The following is a 15,883-nucleotide window of genomic DNA, read 5'->3' as shown; positions in this document are numbered from 1 at the left end:
GGCCTTAGAGCAGCGCGACCTGGGGCCGGGCCGCGCCGCGATCGTTGAAAGCGAGTTCGTCGAAGACGCGCCGGGCGAGTTCGCGGGCGACGCGGGCGCGTTTCAGGGCGGCCTCTTCGGCCGGGCCCGGCTCGGCCGCCGCGAGGCGATCGTGCGACGAGGCGAGGTCGAGGAAGCCGAGCCGGCGTGCGGCTACGGCGATCGTGTCGGCATCGGTCCTGGCGGAACCGGGGATCGACGGGTCGGCGTCGTGGGCCGCCTCGACCAGCACGATGAAGCCGCGCAGCGCGCTCTGTGCCGCCTCGGCCCCGAGGCTCGCGATCAGGCCGTCATAGGCGGCGCGGTCGAAGATCGTCGGCGCCTCGCCGCCGCCGCGACGGGTCTCGAGCACCAGCGAGGAGGCGAGTTGCGCCTCCACCGCCGCGCAGAGGCCCTTCCGGTCCAGCGGCTTGGCGATGTAGCCGTTCATGCCGGCCTCGTGGAACCCCTTGACCTGATCGGGCAGGACGCTGGCGGTCATGGCCAGGATCGGCACCCGCCGGGACGGATGCTGCAGGGCGCGGATGCGGCGCGTGGCCGTCAGGCCGTCCATGCGGGGCATCTGTATGTCCATCAGCACGAGGTCGTAGCCGTGCTGCTGCACCGCGGCCACGGCGTCCGCGCCGTCGTTCGCCGTGTCGACGACGTGGCCGGCCCGCTCCAGGAGCTTGCAGGCGACCTCGCGGTTGATCGGATGATCCTCGACCAGGAGCAGGCGGGCGGGACGGCCGAACACCAGGCCGGCGCCCTCGGGGCGCACCTCGGGAGCCTCGGCCTCGGGCAGCGGCACCGTGAAGCGATAGGTCGACGGCTCGCCGCCGCCGGCCACCTGATCGAGCCGGCCGCCCATCAGCCCGATCAGGCGTTGCGCGATGGTCAGTCCGAGCCCGACCGCATCCGTCGCCACCGCACGTCCGCCGCTCGACGCGATGGTGAAGCCGATCCGGTCCTTCACGCCGTGCCGGCGCTGGACGGAGATGGTGACGAGACCGCCGCGATGGCTCCGGAGCAGCGCGTTGAGGAGGTTGAGCAGGATCTGGCGCAGCCGGCGCTCGTCCCCGAGCACGTGAAGCGGAAGGTCGGGCGTGATCGTCGCGCCGACGGCGACACCCCGTCGGGCCGCGACCGGGCGCAGGAACACCGCCACGTCCTCGATGGCGCTGGCGAGTCCGAAGGGTTGAGGATCGAGGCGCAGGTCGCCGGCTTCCATCCTGGCGAAATCGATGATGTCCTCCACCGCCGTCACCATCGTCGCCGCCGCGTCGTCGACCAGTGCGATGTAGCGGCTCTGCTCCGCGCTCAACGGAGCGGTGTCGGCGAGAAGCTCCGAGAAGCCCCGGATGGTGGAGAGCGGCGTGCGGATCTCGTGGCTCATCACCGCGAGGAATTCGGATTTCGCGCGGTTGGCGTTCTCCGCCTTGGCCTGGGCGAGCTCGGCCATGTCGCGCGCCATGCGCAACTCGTCGGCATGACCCTGGCGCTCGGTGACGTCCCGCAGCACCGAGACGACGTCGGGCTCGTCGGGACCGGCCGAGGCGATCCGGCTGCTGACGCTCTCGACCCAGATCCAGCGTCCGTCGGCGTGCAGCGCGCGAAACAGGCAGGTCACGCTCGACTGGCCGGAACCGAGCGCGGCATCCACGGCCGCGACGGCCGCGACGTCCTCGGGATGGATCTTGTCGGCGATCGCGAAACCCGCGATCGCATCGTCGTCTTGACCGAACATCCGGGCGCAGGACGGGGAGACGTAGCTGAGGTCGTAGCTGCCCTGCCGACGCATGGTGATGACGTCGCTGACGTTGTCGGCCAGCACCCGGGACTGTGCGCGGCTCGCCTCCAGAGCGCGGCCGCCCTGCTCGACGCGAGCCTCCAGATCGGCCTGCGCCGCGTCCAGCGTCGCTCGTTGCTCCGCGAGCGCGCGGGAGGCCGCCGCGAGGGCCTGTCCGACGACGTCGACTTCCCGCAGCCGGCTCGGCTCCAGGCGGACGGGCCTTTCCTGCCCGACCGCCTCGGCGGCCGCCGCGAGCGCACGCAACGCTGCCTTGGTCCGGCGCATCAGCGGCAGGGCGACCAGACCGCCGAGGGCCGCGAGCAGGCATCCGATCGCGGCGAGAAGCGCCAACGATCGGCGAAAGGGTGCCTCGAGCGCCGCCGTCTCCACGTCGGTCACGACGGTCCAGCCGGAGCGTTGCGAGCGATGCGCGTAGGTCGCATCGCGCGTCCGCTCGGTCTCGCCCGAGACCTCCCCGGCATCGGCCTCGCCGGCCTGCGCCTCGCTCGCGAAGACCCCGTTCGCAGCGGCGATCACAGGCGCGTAAGTCGCCGCGATGATGCCGCCTCCGGCATCGAGGATCGTCGCCGAATAGGGTTGAGCGATTCCCTCCTGCTCGATCAGCGTTTCGAAATGCTCGACCCGCACGACCACCGAGACGAGCTTCGTCACGATGCCGTCGCGGATCACGGGTGCGTGCACCCCGATGATCCGGCGGCCGGTAATGCCGCTGATCATGAGACCGGACACGACCGGCTGCCGCGAAGCCGTGACGGCCGCGACGATTGCCGGGCGCGGAACGGTCGGCATCGCCCGGCCGGGCTCGGCGCGCGTATTCACCCGGTGGCGGCCATCGAGCTCGGACAGTGTCACCGTGACGTGGCTGACGTCGACGACGGCCCGCGCCTGGGCCGCGAAGGCCGCGTCGTCGCCGGCATCGATCGCGGGCGAGGTCGCGAGCGTGCGGGCGGTGGCCGTCATCTCGGCGAGTTCGCGGTCGACGCGTTCGCGCAGGTGGTCGCCGGTGAGCTGGCCGATCGCGGTGAGGCGCGAGCGCTCGCTCTGCACGTAGCAGGCCGCCGCGACGACCGTGAGAATCACCAGCGGCACGGCCAGCGCCAACGCGAACAGGGCGAGCGAATCGACGAGGGAACGCGTCCGAGCGGCACCGATCATCCCGAAAGTCCGCTGCTCCACGCGTTCCGATACGGTCGAGAACTAGACCATCAATGGTTGCCAGACGGTTGACCGGACCGGCGTCGCGCGGATTTTCCTCACCGCCGTCAGGAACTTGCCGCCGGCTCCGATACGCTCTCGCCACCGGCCCGTGCCGCATGGGCCATCGTGACGAGGCTCTTGCGCAGGCCGCCCATGTCGGAGACCGGGCTCGGATAGAGCACCCGCGCCGTGCGGTCGCCGGCCAGGAGGTCCATGCCCTCGGGGTCGAGACCGCTCAGGCGCCAGCCGCCGCCCTCGCCTCCGGCCCCCTTGGCATAGAGTTCCAGCGCGTCGGCATGGTCGACATTCATGTGCTCGACGGCACCGCGTTCGCCCGCGACGATCGCCTCAGCCTGCGACAGGTCGAGCAAGAGGTCCGACGGCGTCAGGGTCGCGGCCTTGGCGAAGCCGCCGTTGAGATGGCCGGCGATCGGCTCCAGGGCGAAGAAGCCGAAATCGGGGAAGTCGGCATACAGCTTCGCCTTCGGATGACGACTGATGAAGCGCTCGCGCACCCGCGGCTCCTCGGTCCGGGTCGCGCGCCCGGTGACGGTGATGCGCGGATGGGCGAGCGGATCGCCCTTGCCGCCGGCCGAGAACAGCAGCGAGGCGCGCGGATCGGCCATCAGGTTGCGCGTATGCGCCGAGAGCCGCGACAGCAGCATCAGCGGTGTGCCGTCGACGTCGGTGGCGATGGTGACGAGGGAGGCGAACGGGATGCCATCCGCCGGATCGAGGGTGGCGAGCGCTCCCGATCGGATGGTGCGCAGCAGATGCCGGCCGAGGCCGATCGCGTCGAAGCCTGCCTCGGCGGCGGGCAGCGGCCGGGCTTGCGGCCGCGGCTGAGAAGCGCCAGTCGGCTCAGCGACTTGGTTCGACGACCCGTTCTCCGACATCGATGTCCCTCCTGCCCGGCGCGGCGCCGGATTGGGACGGGAGCATAGCGCGGATGAGCGGTGCGGCACGAGGACGGGTCGCCGCGGACACGGACCGATACGGCCAAGCTATGACGGACGCTCGCTTTTTCCCGACGATGGTCGTAAAGGACCTGACTCTGTTACGCGATCCGGACCTGCCCCCGAAGCGGGCCGTCATCGCGTCATGGCCAGCCTGTTCAACAGGACCGGCGCCGGGGCGGCTCTCTTTTACGATCGACCGCCGACGCGCCGACTAGTCAGGGAAAGCGCATGCCGACCATCGCCCTCGTCGACGACGACCGGAACATCCTGACTTCGGTCTCGATCGCCCTCGAGACCGAAGGCTACCGCATCCAGACCTACACCGACGGCGCCTCGGCGCTGGACGGTCTGAAGCATTCCCCGCCCGACCTCGCGATCTTCGACATCAAGATGCCGCGCATGGATGGGATGGAGCTTCTCAGGCGCCTGCGGCAGAAATCCGACCTTCCGGTGATCTTCCTCACCTCGAAGGACGAAGAGATCGACGAGCTGTTCGGCCTCAAGATGGGCGCCGACGACTTCATCCATAAGCCGTTCTCGCAGCGCCTCCTGGTCGAGCGAGTGAAGGCGGTGCTGCGCCGCTTCGCCCCGAAGGACCCGGCCAACGCCGCCAAGAATGAGGCTGACGCCGCCGCCCGGTCGCTCGAGCGTGGCCTGCTGATGATGGATCCCGAGCGTCACACCTGCACCTGGAAGGGCGAGCCGGTCACGCTCACCGTCACCGAGTTCCTGATCCTGCAGTCGCTCGCCCAGCGTCCCGGCGTCGTGAAGAGCCGCAACGCCCTGATGGATGCGGCCTACGACGACCAAGTCTATGTCGACGACCGCACCATCGACAGCCACATCAAGCGGCTGCGCAAGAAGTTCAAGGTGACCGATACCAACTTCGAGATGATCGAGACGCTCTACGGCGTGGGCTACCGCTTCAAGGAATCGTGAGAGCACAGTCGAAGTCGGACCGCCTCAGCGCGATGCTCGCACCCTTCTTTCGCAACCCAGCGTCCCCCGAAGCCCGGGCCGGCCTATCGGCCAAGCTTGCGGCCCTGTTCCGGCAGCCGCCGCTGAACTGGCTGAGCGACCTCTGGAACGGCATCGGCCAGCGCGCCTCGTCGAGCCTGACGCGGCGCATCGTCGTGCTGAACCTCGTCGGGCTGATCGTTCTGCTGTTCGGCTTCCTCTACCTGAACCAGTTCCGGCAGGGGCTGATCCAGGCGCGGGTGCAGAGCCTGCTCGTGCAGGGCGAGATCATCGCCGGCGCCATCGCCGCACAGGCCTCCGTCGGTAGCGACGCGATCCAGGTCGACCCCGACCGCCTGCTGCAACTGCAGGCCGGCGAGGGCAAGGACGACGACGATCCCTCGACGCTCAGCTTTTCGTTGAACCCGGAAAAGGTCGCGCCGCTGCTGCGGCGCCTGGTGACGCCGACCGGGCATCGCGCAAGGGTCTACGACCAGGAAGGCGGCCTGCTCTTCGACACCCGCTCCCTGTCAACACGCGGCGACGGAGCACGGCCCGAGCCGCTGCCGCGCCGCAAGCGCAACTTCCTCGAACAGGCCTGGGATTTCGTCCAGATCCGCGTTCTCGGCCTGATGCTCGGCGACCGCACGGGCGCCGACGAGGTTGGCCCGCAGAACGGCAAGAGCCTCAAGGAGGTCGAGGCGGCCCTGTCGGGCTCGCGCGGCACCATCGTGCGCCGCAATGCCTCCGGCGAGACCGTGGTCTCGGTGGCCGTGCCGATCCAGCGCACCGGCGGCGTGCGCGGCGCCCTGATGGTCTCGACCCAGGGCGACGACATCGACCGAGTCATCGCCTCCGAGCGCTTCGGCCTGCTTCAGGTGTTCCTCGTCGCCGCCGCGGTGATGCTGGTGCTCTCGATCCTGCTCGCCGGCGCCATCGCCGGCCCGGTGCGCCGCCTCGCGGATGCTGCCGAGAAAGTGCGCATGGGCATCAAGTCGCGCCAGGAGATCCCGGACTTCACCAGCCGTACCGACGAGATCGGCCATCTCTCCGGAACGCTCCGCGAGATGACCCAGGCGCTGTACCGCCGCATCGACGCCATCGAGAGTTTTGCCGCCGACGTCAGCCACGAGCTGAAGAACCCGCTGACTTCGCTGCGCAGCGCCGTCGAGACGCTGCCGCTCGCCAGAACCGAGGAATCGCGCGGTCGCCTTCTCGAGATCATCCAGCACGACGTGAAGCGCCTGGACCGGCTGATCAGCGACATTTCCGATGCCTCGCGCCTCGACGCCGAGCTCGGCCGCGCCGAGGCGCGCCGCGTCGACCTGAAAAAGCTTCTGACCACCGTGGTCTCCGTGGCGAACGAGCGACGCCGCTCCAATGCGGCGGTCATCAAGTTCGATCTGGAATCACCACCGGGCGAGCTCGAGGATCCGTTCCGCATCATCGGGCACGACAGCCGGCTTGGTCAGGTCGTGAACAATCTCCTCGACAACGCCCGCTCGTTCTCGCCGCCGGGCGCGAAGGTGCGGCTGGCGCTGCGGCGCTCGGCCAAGGAGATCGAGTTCATCGTCGAGGACGAGGGGCCGGGCATTCCCGAGCACGCGTTGGAGCGCATCTTCGAGCGCTTCTACACCGACCGCCCCGAACAGGGCTTCGGCCAGAATTCCGGCCTCGGGCTCTCGATCTCGCGCCAGATCATCCAGGCCCATCGCGGCAGCATCCGCGCCGAGAACCGGCCGGGCCCCGCAGACGAGGACGGCGAGCCGACGATCCGGGGCGCGCGCTTCATCGTACGCCTGCCGCCCGCCACGCGCGCCGACCTGTTCGGCACCGACGAGAAGGCGGCGTGAGCGCGGCAGGTGGCGACACCGGCTGCCACGCGACCTGCCTCCTCCTCGGCGAGCATGGAATCCTGATCCGCGGACCCGCCGGGTCCGGCAAGTCCACGCTCTGCCTCGAATTGCTGGACCATGCCGACACGACCGGCAGCCATGGCCGCCTCGTCGGCGACGACCGGGTCCTCCTGTCCCTGCGCCACGGCCGGATCGTCGCCCGCGGACATCCGGAGGTTGCAGCGCTCATCGAGATCCGGGGGCTCGGCATCCGGCGGCTCGTGAACGTCGCGCAGGCGGCCGTGATTCGCCTCGTCGTCGATCTCGTCGCGGAGGCCCCGCGCCTGCCCCCCGGACGGCCCGATCCGACACTGATTCTCGGCGTCGCACTGCCGCGACTCGTTCTTGAACCCCGTCAACCTCGCGCATACGTGATTCGACAGGCGCTCGCCGCAGTGCGGCAAGACGGGATCGTGTCTTCGCGGACGCACTCGGCCGCTCTGTTGGCGGCAGAACACTGCGACGTGTAGCGTCGGCATCGCCGCCATGTCATGTTGATGGCGTGAGAATGAGCAAATCGTCGCGAATGTCTTGCGCTATACCTTGCGCTGCACAACCTGACGGCTCCGCTCTGACGGTGTCGGAAAGCGCTTCCATGATTGGTATGGTGCTTGTCACCCACGGCCTGCTCGCGACCGAGTTCAAGGCCGCACTCGAGCATGTGGTCGGTCCTCAGCAGCAGATCGAGACGATCACGATCGGGCCCGAGGACGACATGGAGCTCCGTCGCCGCGACATCATGTCGGCGGTCGGCCGGGTGAACACCGGATCGGGCGTCGTCGTGCTCACCGACATGTTCGGCGGCACGCCCTCCAACCTCGCCTTGTCGTGTATGAACGGCGGCCAGGTCGAGGTGGTCGCCGGAATCAACCTGCCGATGCTGATCAAGCTTGCCAGCGTCCGCGACGAGGAGAGCCTCGGCGACGCCGTGCTCCACGCCCAGGAAGCGGGCCGGAAGTACATCAACGTCGCCTCGCGCGTGCTGGCCGGCAAATAATCGCGACAGGCGCAGGCTGCGGCCGACCCGGCTTTGTCGATTGCAGACTCGGTCCCGTCGGTCGCCGTTCAGCTTGACCGCCCTATCTGCCGTGGCGCCGTCCCGTTCGCACGAGGCCGGCTCAGCCGATGCCGGTCAGCGGCACGACCGTATGCCAGAGCCGTATTCGATCCGATTGCGTCGGCTCGGCGTCTCTAAGACTTTTTTTTGCCGCGCTTTCTTTCGACCGACCGGTATCCACTTGGTCGGAAAGCGCTCTAGGGACGACGCCGCGCCGATGAGCGAGAGTTTCGAGACAGACGACGCCGCGCCGGAGGTCCCCGAGGGCGGGCTGCTGCGCACGCTGCCGATCATCAACCGGCGCGGCCTTCATGCCCGTGCCTCGGCGAAATTCGTGCAGACGGTCGAACGCTTCTCGGCGCTCGTCACCGTGACGCGGGCCGGCGAGACGGTCGGCGGCCGCTCGATCATGGGCCTGCTGACGCTCGGCGCAGCCCAGGGCACGGCGATCTTCGTCACGGCGGTCGGCGACGATGCCGGGGCGGCGCTCGATGCGATCGAGGAGCTGCTCGCCAACCGCTTCGGCGAAGACGAGTAGTTTTTTATCGGCGATGTCCAGGCTTCCGCGATCGAAACCGGGAGATTGCGGTAGCTTGCCCGTGGGCGATGCGGTGCCTCAGCACTAGGTTGGTCGGCATGGTCTCGCTTGCCGGCGCGGCCTCCACCCGGAACGCCACGCAGTCGGGAGCCTCCATGCCGAAGCAGGACCGCCATCAGCCACGGCCGCCGGAACTGCTCTCGCCCTGGAAGACCGAGACCCGCGTACGACTGCAGCGCGAGGCCCGCGCCTTCGCCCGCGACGTGGTCATGCCGATCGCCGACGAGCTCGACCCGCAGAAGGCGGAGATGCCGCGCTCCCTGATCGACGCCATGGCGGAGAAGGGCTGGTTCGGCATCACCATCCCCGCCGAGTACGGCGGCATGGGTCTCGGCGTCTTCGAGTACTGCCTGATCTCGGAAGAACTCTCGCGCGCCTGGCTCTCCGTCGGGAGCATCCTGGCCCGCGGCCAGGGCCTCGGCACCCAGACCCTCGATGACGACCGCAAGCGCGAGCTGCTGCGCAAGTCCGCCCGCGGGGAATGGATCGGCAGCATCTCGCTCTCCGAGCCCAGCGCTGGATCGGATCTCGCGGGCGTGCGCACCCGCGCCGTTCGCGAGGGCGACGACTGGGTGCTCACCGGCACCAAGCGCTGGGCCGGCTTCGCCAAGGCCGCCGACTTCATCGAAGTGCTGGCCCGCACGCGCGAGCCGAAGGAGGGCGAACCGCGTTCGGCCGGACTGGAGCCGTTCCTCGTCATCAAGAAGCCGGGCACGTTTCCCGACGGCGTCACCGGCACGGTGATCGACAAGATCGGCTATCACGGCTTCCTCACCTTCGAGCTGGAGCTTGACGGCGTGCGCGTGCCCGAGAGCGACCGCTTGACCGGCCTCTACGGTGACGAGGGTGCAGATGCGGATTCCGGCGGCTTCGCCTCGGTCCAGCGCGGCCTCAACATCGCCCGCGTCCACACGGCCGCGCGGGCAGTGGCCGTGGCGCGCGCCGCGGTCGAGGACACGCAGGCCTACCTGCAGGAGCGCGAGCAGTTCGGCCACCCGATCGGCGAATTCCAGGCGTTGCGCTTCGCGCTGGCCGACATGGCGGCAGAGGTCACTCAGGCCCGCGCCTTCTGGCAGCAGGCTGCGCATCTCCTCGACGAGGGCGAGCCGGCCGAGAGCGGATGCGCCATGGTGAAGCTGCTCGCCACCGAGATGGCGGTGAAGGTCACCAACCAAGCCATGCAGCTGCATGGCGGCAACGGCTACACTACCGAACGGCGCGTCGAGCGCTACTGGCGCGACGCGCGGCTGACCACGATCTTTGAGGGCACCAGCGAGATCCAACGCCGGATCATCAGCGACCGGATGCTGCCGAAGGCATGAGCCGCCCTGCCCCGCAGCCGTACCCTCACGGCTTGCGGGAGCGGTCTTCCTGGATCGCGGCCTCATGATAGGAGCCGCTCCCGAATTCGCAGAGCGGCAGACGCGGCGGCATGAGCTCGATCACGGGCGCCGTCCGATCGCGCAGAGCCGGCGGGTTCATGCGCGCCTTGGGCACGAACTGATAGATCCGCGCCGACTCCTGGTGGCTGCTCATAGACATCGGATCGCCTCTGCTTTCGTGATCCTGCCGTTACCTGTTTGGCAATTCGGTCTGTCTACCAGACGATTCAAGTCTCTAACATGATCATCACGATGAAAAGCCGCGAATGCTTTCATTATGAGCATGATGAATTTCAGTCCATTCGTGAGCAACTGCAGCAACAGTTCCGAAATCATTCAGCGGCCGCCAGGGGCCGGGTGACGCTGGCGGCCGAGCCGGTACGCATTCACCGGGTGTGACCTGTCGGCGACTTCCCGACGAAGAACCGTCTGTTAACCATGAGGTTGGACGATGGAACCGTAATGACGCGTGCGGTGCCGGCGTCGATCGGGCGCCGTTCTGAGGACATCCCAGCCGTGACCATGTGCGCCCTGCCCTTCCTGCGCGCCCCCCTCATCTCGGCCGCAGCTTTGCTCGGCCTCGCGGCCCTCGGCCTCGGGAGTGCGGCCGAAGCCCGTCCGCGGGCGCCGAAGGCTCCCCCCGGCGGGGCCGCGGTCGTCGTCGATTACGGCGTCAATCTCGCAGGCTTCCCGATCGGGACGGCCCAGATCTCCGGCGCCTTCGAAGGCAGCCGCTACCGCATGGACGTCTCGGCCCAGCTCACCGGCCTCGTCGGCGCCGTGACCGGCGGCCAGGGCTCGGCCCGCGCCGCCGGCAGCTTTTCCGAGAAGCCGCTGCCGAACGCCTTCTCCATCGCGACCCGCACCTCGAATTCCGGCATCGCCGTGCGCATGGCGCTTGCCAACGGCAACGTCTCGCGTGCCGAGATCACCCCGCCCCTCGTCGACATGGGCGACCGCGTGCCAGTCTCGGCCGCGGCCAAGCGTGGCATCGTCGATCCGGCCAGCGCCCTGCTGATGCCGGCCCAAGGGCGCGGCGACCTCGCCGACCCGGCCAATTGCAACCGCACCCTGCCGGTCTTCGACGGCGCGACCCGCTTCAACGTGGTGCTGAGCTATGCCGAGACCCGCCAGATCGAAAAGCCCGGCTACAGCGGCCCGGTCCTCGTCTGCAACGCGCGCTACGTCGCCATCGGCGGCCACCGCCCGGACCGTCCCGGCGTGAAGTTCATGGAAGACAACACCGACATGTCGGTCTGGCTCGCCCCCGTCGAGGGCGCGCGGGTGCTGCTGCCGATGCGGATCTCCGTGCGCACCACGCTCGGCACCAACATCATCGAGGCGACCCGCTGGAGCCGCTCCGGTGGTGCGCCGACGGCGCAGGCGAGCCTCGCGGCACACTGATCGGCTTTGGATGTGTGATGCGCCCGGGGACCTGACGACGCCCGGACACATCGACCTTTTTGGCGCCGCCTGCAGGATCGCTTCCGCCATCCTACGAGGTCGTCACCGTCCCAATGCCGGCCACTCGCCCCGTGAGGCGACGCGCAAGATGCGGTCCTGTGTAGCTTCCGGCCGGTTCAGCTCTTGCGCGCTTCGATCGCTGCGACGAATGAGGGGCGCGCCATGGAGTCCTGGACGTAAGCTGCGAGCTTCGGCCAGCGTCCCGCATCGACCGAGCACTCGGCGAGACCGAAATTGTAGAATCCGGTGACCACCGAGATATCGGCGATCGAGAAGGCATCCCCCACCAGGAACGGGCCGGCGATCTGGCTCTCCAGATAGTCGAACAGCGGGGGCAGATCCGTCTCCAGCGCTCTCGTCACCGCCGAGTCGTCGCACGGTCTACCCATCATACTGGGCTTGAGGACCCGCTCGACGAAGGGCACCACCAGCTTTGAAAAAAGCTCGGTGTCGCCGAACTTGTCGAACCACACGGCGCGACCCAAGGCCTTGGCATCGGTCGGCAGCAAGGCGGGCGAAGGATGTTTGCGCTCCAGATACCAAAGAATTGCGGACGAGTCGGATAGGGTGAAGCCTGCGTCTTCGATGGCCGGGATCTTGCCGAACGGACTTGCGGCCTGAAAGGCGGGATCTGGGGCGTGGAACATGTTGGGCACGTGCTCGTAAGAGACGCCCTTTTCAGCCAGCGAGACGAGGATTTTGCGGACGAAGGGCGAATAACCGGTTCCGTAGACGATCACTGCGTGTTCTCCAGAGAAGGTTCGACAGGCGGCTCGCTAGCGGGCGCTTCCACGGCGCTTGCCCGAACCGTCCTCGATCGCTGCTTTAGCTCATCATTTCCGCCGCGAACCGTGGAATACGTCACGCAACGCCGCTCGCTACAATTCGACGCCGTGTGCACAGATCGGGGGCGCCGTAGTGGGCCTACCAACGGAAAACCGGGTCGCAGCCGGTCGATCCGTCGAAGCCGATCGGTCGTAGACCGGAATCTTCATCGTTTCGGCTTTCATAGGTCCATGCGCCGGATCTTTCTCCTCGTCGTACCCGTGATGTGCGCTGCCTCGACAGCTCAGGCCGGCGAACTCTCGGCCGGCGGCCGCGATTGCGGCGGCGACGCATTCTCCTCCGCCCAGGTGATCGAGCACCGTGCACCGCGGCGCGGCCCCCTCACCGCGACCCCCGACACCCTATGCGCCGACCTCGCGCCGCAGCAGCCGCCGACGCGGGTCGACATCTACGCAAACCCGATCCTCACGCCGCAGGTTGGTCCCGGGCGACCACCGGCCCCATATGATGGCTGGCCGCCGTCCGGCGGCAGGCCGCCGCGGCCTCGGAACCCCTGACCGGGCTCCCTGAATTAGCCGGCACCGCGGGCGGGCTGAAACGACGGACCTCCCGTGAACGGGGGCCGCAGGGGTCGCCGACGACAGGATGAATCTTCACCACCTCCCCCCGCATGCCCGCTCGCGCGGCGCCACGGCGGTGCTCGGCCCGACCAACACCGGCAAGACCCATCTCGCCATCGAACGGATGCTCGCACATCCGACGGGCATGATCGGCCTGCCGCTGCGACTGCTCGCCCGCGAGGTCTATCTGCGCGTCGTCGCCAAGGTGGGAGCGGAGAAGGTCGCCCTCGTCACCGGCGAGGAGAAAATAAAGCCGGAGCGGCCGCGCTACTGGATCTGCACCATCGAGGCGATGCCGCGTGATCTCGACGTGGCGTTCGTCGCCATCGACGAGATCCAGCTCGCCGCCGACATGGATCGCGGCCACGTCTTCACCGACCGCCTGCTTTATCGACGCGGCCGGGAAGAAACACTGCTGATCGGCTCCTCGACGATGACTCCGCTGGTGCAGGCGCTGGTGCCTGGCGTCCACGTCACCACCCGCCCCCGGCTGTCGAGCCTCACCTTCGCCGGCGAGAAGAAAATTTCGCGATTGCCGCGTCGTACGGCGATCGTCGCCTTCTCGGCCGAGGAGGTCTACGCCATCGCCGAGCTGATCCGGCGCCAGCGCGGCGGGGCGGCCGTAGTGCTCGGAGCGCTCTCGCCTCGGACCCGCAATGCGCAGGTCGAGCTCTACCAGTCGGGCGACGTCGATTATCTCGTGGCCACCGACGCAGTCGGCATGGGCCTAAACCTCGACGTCGACCACGTCGCCTTCGCCGCGACGTGGAAGTACGACGGCACGCGGTTCCGCAAGCTGACGCCGGCCGAGATGGGCCAGATCGCCGGACGTGCCGGCCGCCACCTCGCCGACGGCACCTTCGGCTCCACCGGGCGCTGCAAGCCGTTCGAGCCCGAGATGGTCGACGCGCTGGAGAACCACCAGTTCGATCCGGTGCGCATGCTGCAATGGCGCAACCCGGACCTGAGCTACGCCTCACTCGACGCGCTCCAGAAAAGCCTCGACGAATTCCCGCGCGAGCCGGGCCTGACCCGCGCCCCGATGGGCGAGGACCAGGCCTCGTTCGAGATCCTCGCCCGCGAAGAGGAGTTTCGCGACATGGCGACGAGCCCGGCGGCGGTGCGCCGCCTGTGGGACACTTGCGGCGTGCCGGATTATCGGAAGGTCCATCCGCAGACGCATGCCGACCTCGTGGCGCAGCTCTACCGCTTCCTGATGCGCGGCATGGCCGGCCGCATCCCGAACGACTGGTTCGCCAAGCACGTAAAGATGATCGACCGCACCGACGGCGACATCGACGCGCTGTCGCAGCGGATCGCACAGGGACGCACCTGGACCTTCGTCGCGAACCGCCCCGACTGGCTCATCGACCCCCTGCATTGGCAGGGCGAGACGCGTCGGGTAGAGGACAGGCTGTCGGATGCCCTGCACGAGCGCCTCGCGAGCCGCTTCGTCGACCGACGGACCAGCGTCCTGATGCGGCGCTTACGAGAGAACGCGATGCTCGAAGCTGAGATCACTCCCGGCGGTGACGTAACCGTCGAGGGTCAACATGTCGGCCACCTCCACGGCTTTCAGTTCGTCCCGGACGCGAATGCCGAAGGGCACGAAGCGAAGACGTTGCGCAACGCGGCCGAGAAGGCGCTCGCCGGCGAAATCGAGGCGCGGGCCGACCGGTTCTCCGCCGCGGCCGATTCCGCTCTCGTGCTGTCGCATGACGGCATCGTGCGCTGGACCGGCGACCCGGTCGCCAAGCTGGTGCCCGGCGACAAGCTGTTCGAGCCGGGGCTGCGCCTCATCGCCGACGAGGGCCTGAGCGGCCCGTCGCGCGAGAAGGTCGAGACGCGGCTCAATGCCTGGCTCAAGGCCTATGTCGTGCGCCTGCTCGGGCCGCTGATGGAGATCGACTCCGCCGCCGACCTGACGGGGCTGTCCCGCGGCATCGGCTATCAGGTCGTCGAGTCGCTGGGCGTGCTGGAGCGGGCCAAGGTCGCGCAGGAGATGCGCACCCTCGACCAGGACGGCCGGGCCAACCTGCGCCGCCACGGCATCCGCTTCGGCGCCTACCACATCTTCCTGCCGGCCCTGCTGAAGCCGGCGCCGCGCACCCTCGCCGCCCAACTCTGGGCCCTGCGCAACGACGGCCTCGACCAGCGCGGCCTCGACGAGATCGCGCATCTCGCAGGCTCCGGCCGCACCTCGATCAAGGTCGACCCCGAGATCGCCAAGGGTCTCTACCGCGCTGCCGGCTTCCGCGTCTGCGGCGAGCGGGCCGTACGCGTCGACATCCTCGAGCGCCTTGCCGACCTGATCCGTCCGGCCATCGCCTACCGCCCCGGCGCGACGCCGGGCGAGCCGCCGGCCGGCACCGCCGACGGCGAAGGCTTCGTCGCCACCGTCAACATGACCTCGCTGGTCGGCTGCTCGGGCGAGGATTTCGCCTCGATCCTGAAGTCGCTCGGCTACGTCTCGGAGGCGCGGCCCGGACCGGCGATCACCGTCGCACTCGTGCCCGCGGCCGCGACGACGCCTGCTGCCCCGGCAGCACCGTCACAGCAGAGCGCCGGGACTGAAGACGTCGTCTCGGACGACGCTGCGTCGGCAGGCCACGAAACGGCGGACACGACCGAGACCGTGTCGGACGCGACCGAGACCAGCGACGCGGTCGCGGCTTCGTCCGATGACGCGGCCACCGAGGCCGCACCGGCCGAGTCCGCGCCCGAGGCCGTGGTGGACGCTGCGCCGACGGCCGCGGCACCCGAGCCGGAGGCCGGGCCGGCGGCAGCGGAACCCGAGGCTGAACAGGCCGATGCGGAGCCTTCTGGTGCGACCGTCGAGGAGCCGGCAGCGGAGGCTGCTGCTCCGGAGCCTGCGGCAGAGCCGACGATCGAGTCACCGGCGCCCGAGGCCCTCGCAGCGGATGCGGACGGATCGGCCGAAACGGCATCCACCGAGACCGCGGCCTCCGAGGCCGTGCCCGGCGAGACCCCTGCCGAGCCGGAAGCGCCTGTCAATTCTTTTATGTTTTGATCCATTGTGATCCAGAATTTCGACTCCCACTCCTTTAAATAGCTGAGACTTTTTTTCTTTCGTGGATCACCGCCAAAGCGGTCGCACAGTTTGTCAAATATACTTC

General features: G+C 68.7%; 14 protein-coding genes. 10 read left to right on the top strand and 4 right to left on the bottom strand.

The annotated features are described in order from the left end of the window. Positions 1 to 4: 4 nt before the first annotated feature. Positions 5 to 2,986, bottom strand: a complete 2,982-nt coding sequence (locus FV217_RS09485; protein ID WP_147816946.1) for a response regulator — start codon at positions 2,984 to 2,986, stop codon at positions 5 to 7. A 107-nt stretch (positions 2,987 to 3,093) separates the two neighbouring features. Further along, the gene (locus tag FV217_RS09480; RefSeq protein WP_147816945.1) at positions 3,094 to 3,924 is read right to left on the bottom strand and encodes a DUF2470 domain-containing protein; all 831 of its coding nucleotides are present in this window, start codon (positions 3,922 to 3,924) and stop codon (positions 3,094 to 3,096) included. Between the two features lie 291 nt (positions 3,925 to 4,215). On the opposite strand from FV217_RS09480, the gene FV217_RS09475 reads away from it, so the two are divergent. The 6 genes from FV217_RS09475 (at position 4,216) to FV217_RS09450 (ending at position 9,816) form a co-directional block, all read left to right on the top strand. Beyond that, positions 4,216 to 4,926 (top strand): response regulator transcription factor, encoded by a 711-nt coding sequence (locus FV217_RS09475; protein WP_147078591.1) that lies wholly within the window; start codon positions 4,216 to 4,218, stop codon positions 4,924 to 4,926. A 32-nt stretch (positions 4,927 to 4,958) separates the two neighbouring features. Further along, a complete protein-coding gene (locus FV217_RS09470; RefSeq protein ID WP_147816944.1) occupies positions 4,959 to 6,797 on the top strand; it encodes a sensor histidine kinase in 1,839 nt (612 codons plus the stop codon). Continuing rightward, entirely contained in the window at positions 6,794 to 7,309 is a 516-nt protein-coding gene (locus FV217_RS09465; protein WP_147816943.1) for an HPr kinase/phosphatase C-terminal domain-containing protein, read from the top strand. The genes FV217_RS09470 and FV217_RS09465 overlap by 4 nt, the downstream gene beginning before the upstream one ends. Positions 7,310 to 7,434: 125 nt before the next feature. Beyond that, a complete protein-coding gene (locus FV217_RS09460; protein WP_147816942.1) occupies positions 7,435 to 7,836 on the top strand; it encodes a PTS sugar transporter subunit IIA in 402 nt (133 codons plus the stop codon). Between the two features lie 277 nt (positions 7,837 to 8,113). After that, on the top strand, positions 8,114 to 8,434 hold the full coding sequence (locus FV217_RS09455; RefSeq protein WP_147816941.1) for an HPr family phosphocarrier protein: 321 nt from the start codon (positions 8,114 to 8,116) through the stop codon (positions 8,432 to 8,434). A 155-nt stretch (positions 8,435 to 8,589) separates the two neighbouring features. Further along, positions 8,590 to 9,816 carry an acyl-CoA dehydrogenase family protein gene (locus tag FV217_RS09450; protein ID WP_147816973.1) on the top strand — a complete coding sequence of 409 codons (1,227 nt, stop codon included), beginning with the start codon at positions 8,590 to 8,592 and terminating at the stop codon, positions 9,814 to 9,816. Between the two features lie 25 nt (positions 9,817 to 9,841). Here the strand turns inward: FV217_RS09450 and FV217_RS09445 are convergent, their stop codons facing one another. Continuing rightward, on the bottom strand, positions 9,842 to 10,036 hold the full coding sequence (locus FV217_RS09445) for a DUF2735 domain-containing protein (protein WP_147816940.1): 195 nt from the start codon (positions 10,034 to 10,036) through the stop codon (positions 9,842 to 9,844). 80 nt (positions 10,037 to 10,116) lie between these two features. Between FV217_RS09445 and FV217_RS22820 the strand changes: the two genes are divergently transcribed. Continuing rightward, positions 10,117 to 10,275: a hypothetical protein gene (locus FV217_RS22820; protein WP_187272500.1), complete on the top strand. Its 159-nt coding sequence runs from the start codon at positions 10,117 to 10,119 to the stop codon at positions 10,273 to 10,275. Between the two features lie 141 nt (positions 10,276 to 10,416). Then, complete coding sequence (locus FV217_RS09440; RefSeq protein ID WP_147816972.1) at positions 10,417 to 11,280, top strand: DUF3108 domain-containing protein; 864 nt, start codon at positions 10,417 to 10,419, stop codon at positions 11,278 to 11,280. Between the two features lie 176 nt (positions 11,281 to 11,456). Here FV217_RS09440 and FV217_RS09435 read toward each other — a convergent pair whose 3' ends face one another. Continuing rightward, complete coding sequence (locus tag FV217_RS09435; RefSeq protein WP_147816939.1) at positions 11,457 to 12,080, bottom strand: glutathione S-transferase family protein; 624 nt, start codon at positions 12,078 to 12,080, stop codon at positions 11,457 to 11,459. Between the two features lie 276 nt (positions 12,081 to 12,356). On the opposite strand from FV217_RS09435, the gene FV217_RS22815 reads away from it, so the two are divergent. Both FV217_RS22815 and FV217_RS09425 read left to right on the top strand, forming a co-directional pair. Beyond that, positions 12,357 to 12,683 (top strand): hypothetical protein, encoded by a 327-nt coding sequence (locus FV217_RS22815; protein ID WP_187272502.1) that lies wholly within the window; start codon positions 12,357 to 12,359, stop codon positions 12,681 to 12,683. A gap of 88 nt (positions 12,684 to 12,771) precedes the next feature. After that, on the top strand, positions 12,772 to 15,777 hold the full coding sequence (locus tag FV217_RS09425; protein WP_246682749.1) for a helicase-related protein: 3,006 nt from the start codon (positions 12,772 to 12,774) through the stop codon (positions 15,775 to 15,777). The last annotated feature ends 106 nt before the right edge of the window (positions 15,778 to 15,883 follow it).

Source organism: Methylobacterium sp. WL9, assembly GCF_008040035.1.
GTDB classification, from domain to species: Bacteria; Pseudomonadota; Alphaproteobacteria; order Rhizobiales; family Beijerinckiaceae; genus Methylobacterium; species Methylobacterium thuringiense.
This window is presented reverse-complemented; position numbering and strand designations above follow the sequence as displayed.

Coding starts and splice junctions, on each gene's coding strand:
- FV217_RS09445 (WP_147816940.1), bottom strand. CDS start 10,036: ATGTCTATGAGCAGCCACCAGGAGTCGGCGCGGATCTATCAGTTCGTG.
- FV217_RS09475 (WP_147078591.1), top strand. CDS start 4,216: ATGCCGACCATCGCCCTCGTCGACGACGACCGGAACATCCTGACTTCG.
- FV217_RS22820 (WP_187272500.1), top strand. CDS start 10,117: ATGATCATCACGATGAAAAGCCGCGAATGCTTTCATTATGAGCATGAT.
- FV217_RS09455 (WP_147816941.1), top strand. CDS start 8,114: ATGAGCGAGAGTTTCGAGACAGACGACGCCGCGCCGGAGGTCCCCGAG.
- FV217_RS09480 (WP_147816945.1), bottom strand. CDS start 3,924: ATGTCGGAGAACGGGTCGTCGAACCAAGTCGCTGAGCCGACTGGCGCT.
- FV217_RS09425 (WP_246682749.1), top strand. CDS start 12,772: ATGAATCTTCACCACCTCCCCCCGCATGCCCGCTCGCGCGGCGCCACG.
- FV217_RS22815 (WP_187272502.1), top strand. CDS start 12,357: ATGCGCCGGATCTTTCTCCTCGTCGTACCCGTGATGTGCGCTGCCTCG.
- FV217_RS09450 (WP_147816973.1), top strand. CDS start 8,590: ATGCCGAAGCAGGACCGCCATCAGCCACGGCCGCCGGAACTGCTCTCG.
- FV217_RS09485 (WP_147816946.1), bottom strand. CDS start 2,986: ATGATCGGTGCCGCTCGGACGCGTTCCCTCGTCGATTCGCTCGCCCTG.
- FV217_RS09460 (WP_147816942.1), top strand. CDS start 7,435: ATGATTGGTATGGTGCTTGTCACCCACGGCCTGCTCGCGACCGAGTTC.
- FV217_RS09470 (WP_147816944.1), top strand. CDS start 4,959: ATGCTCGCACCCTTCTTTCGCAACCCAGCGTCCCCCGAAGCCCGGGCC.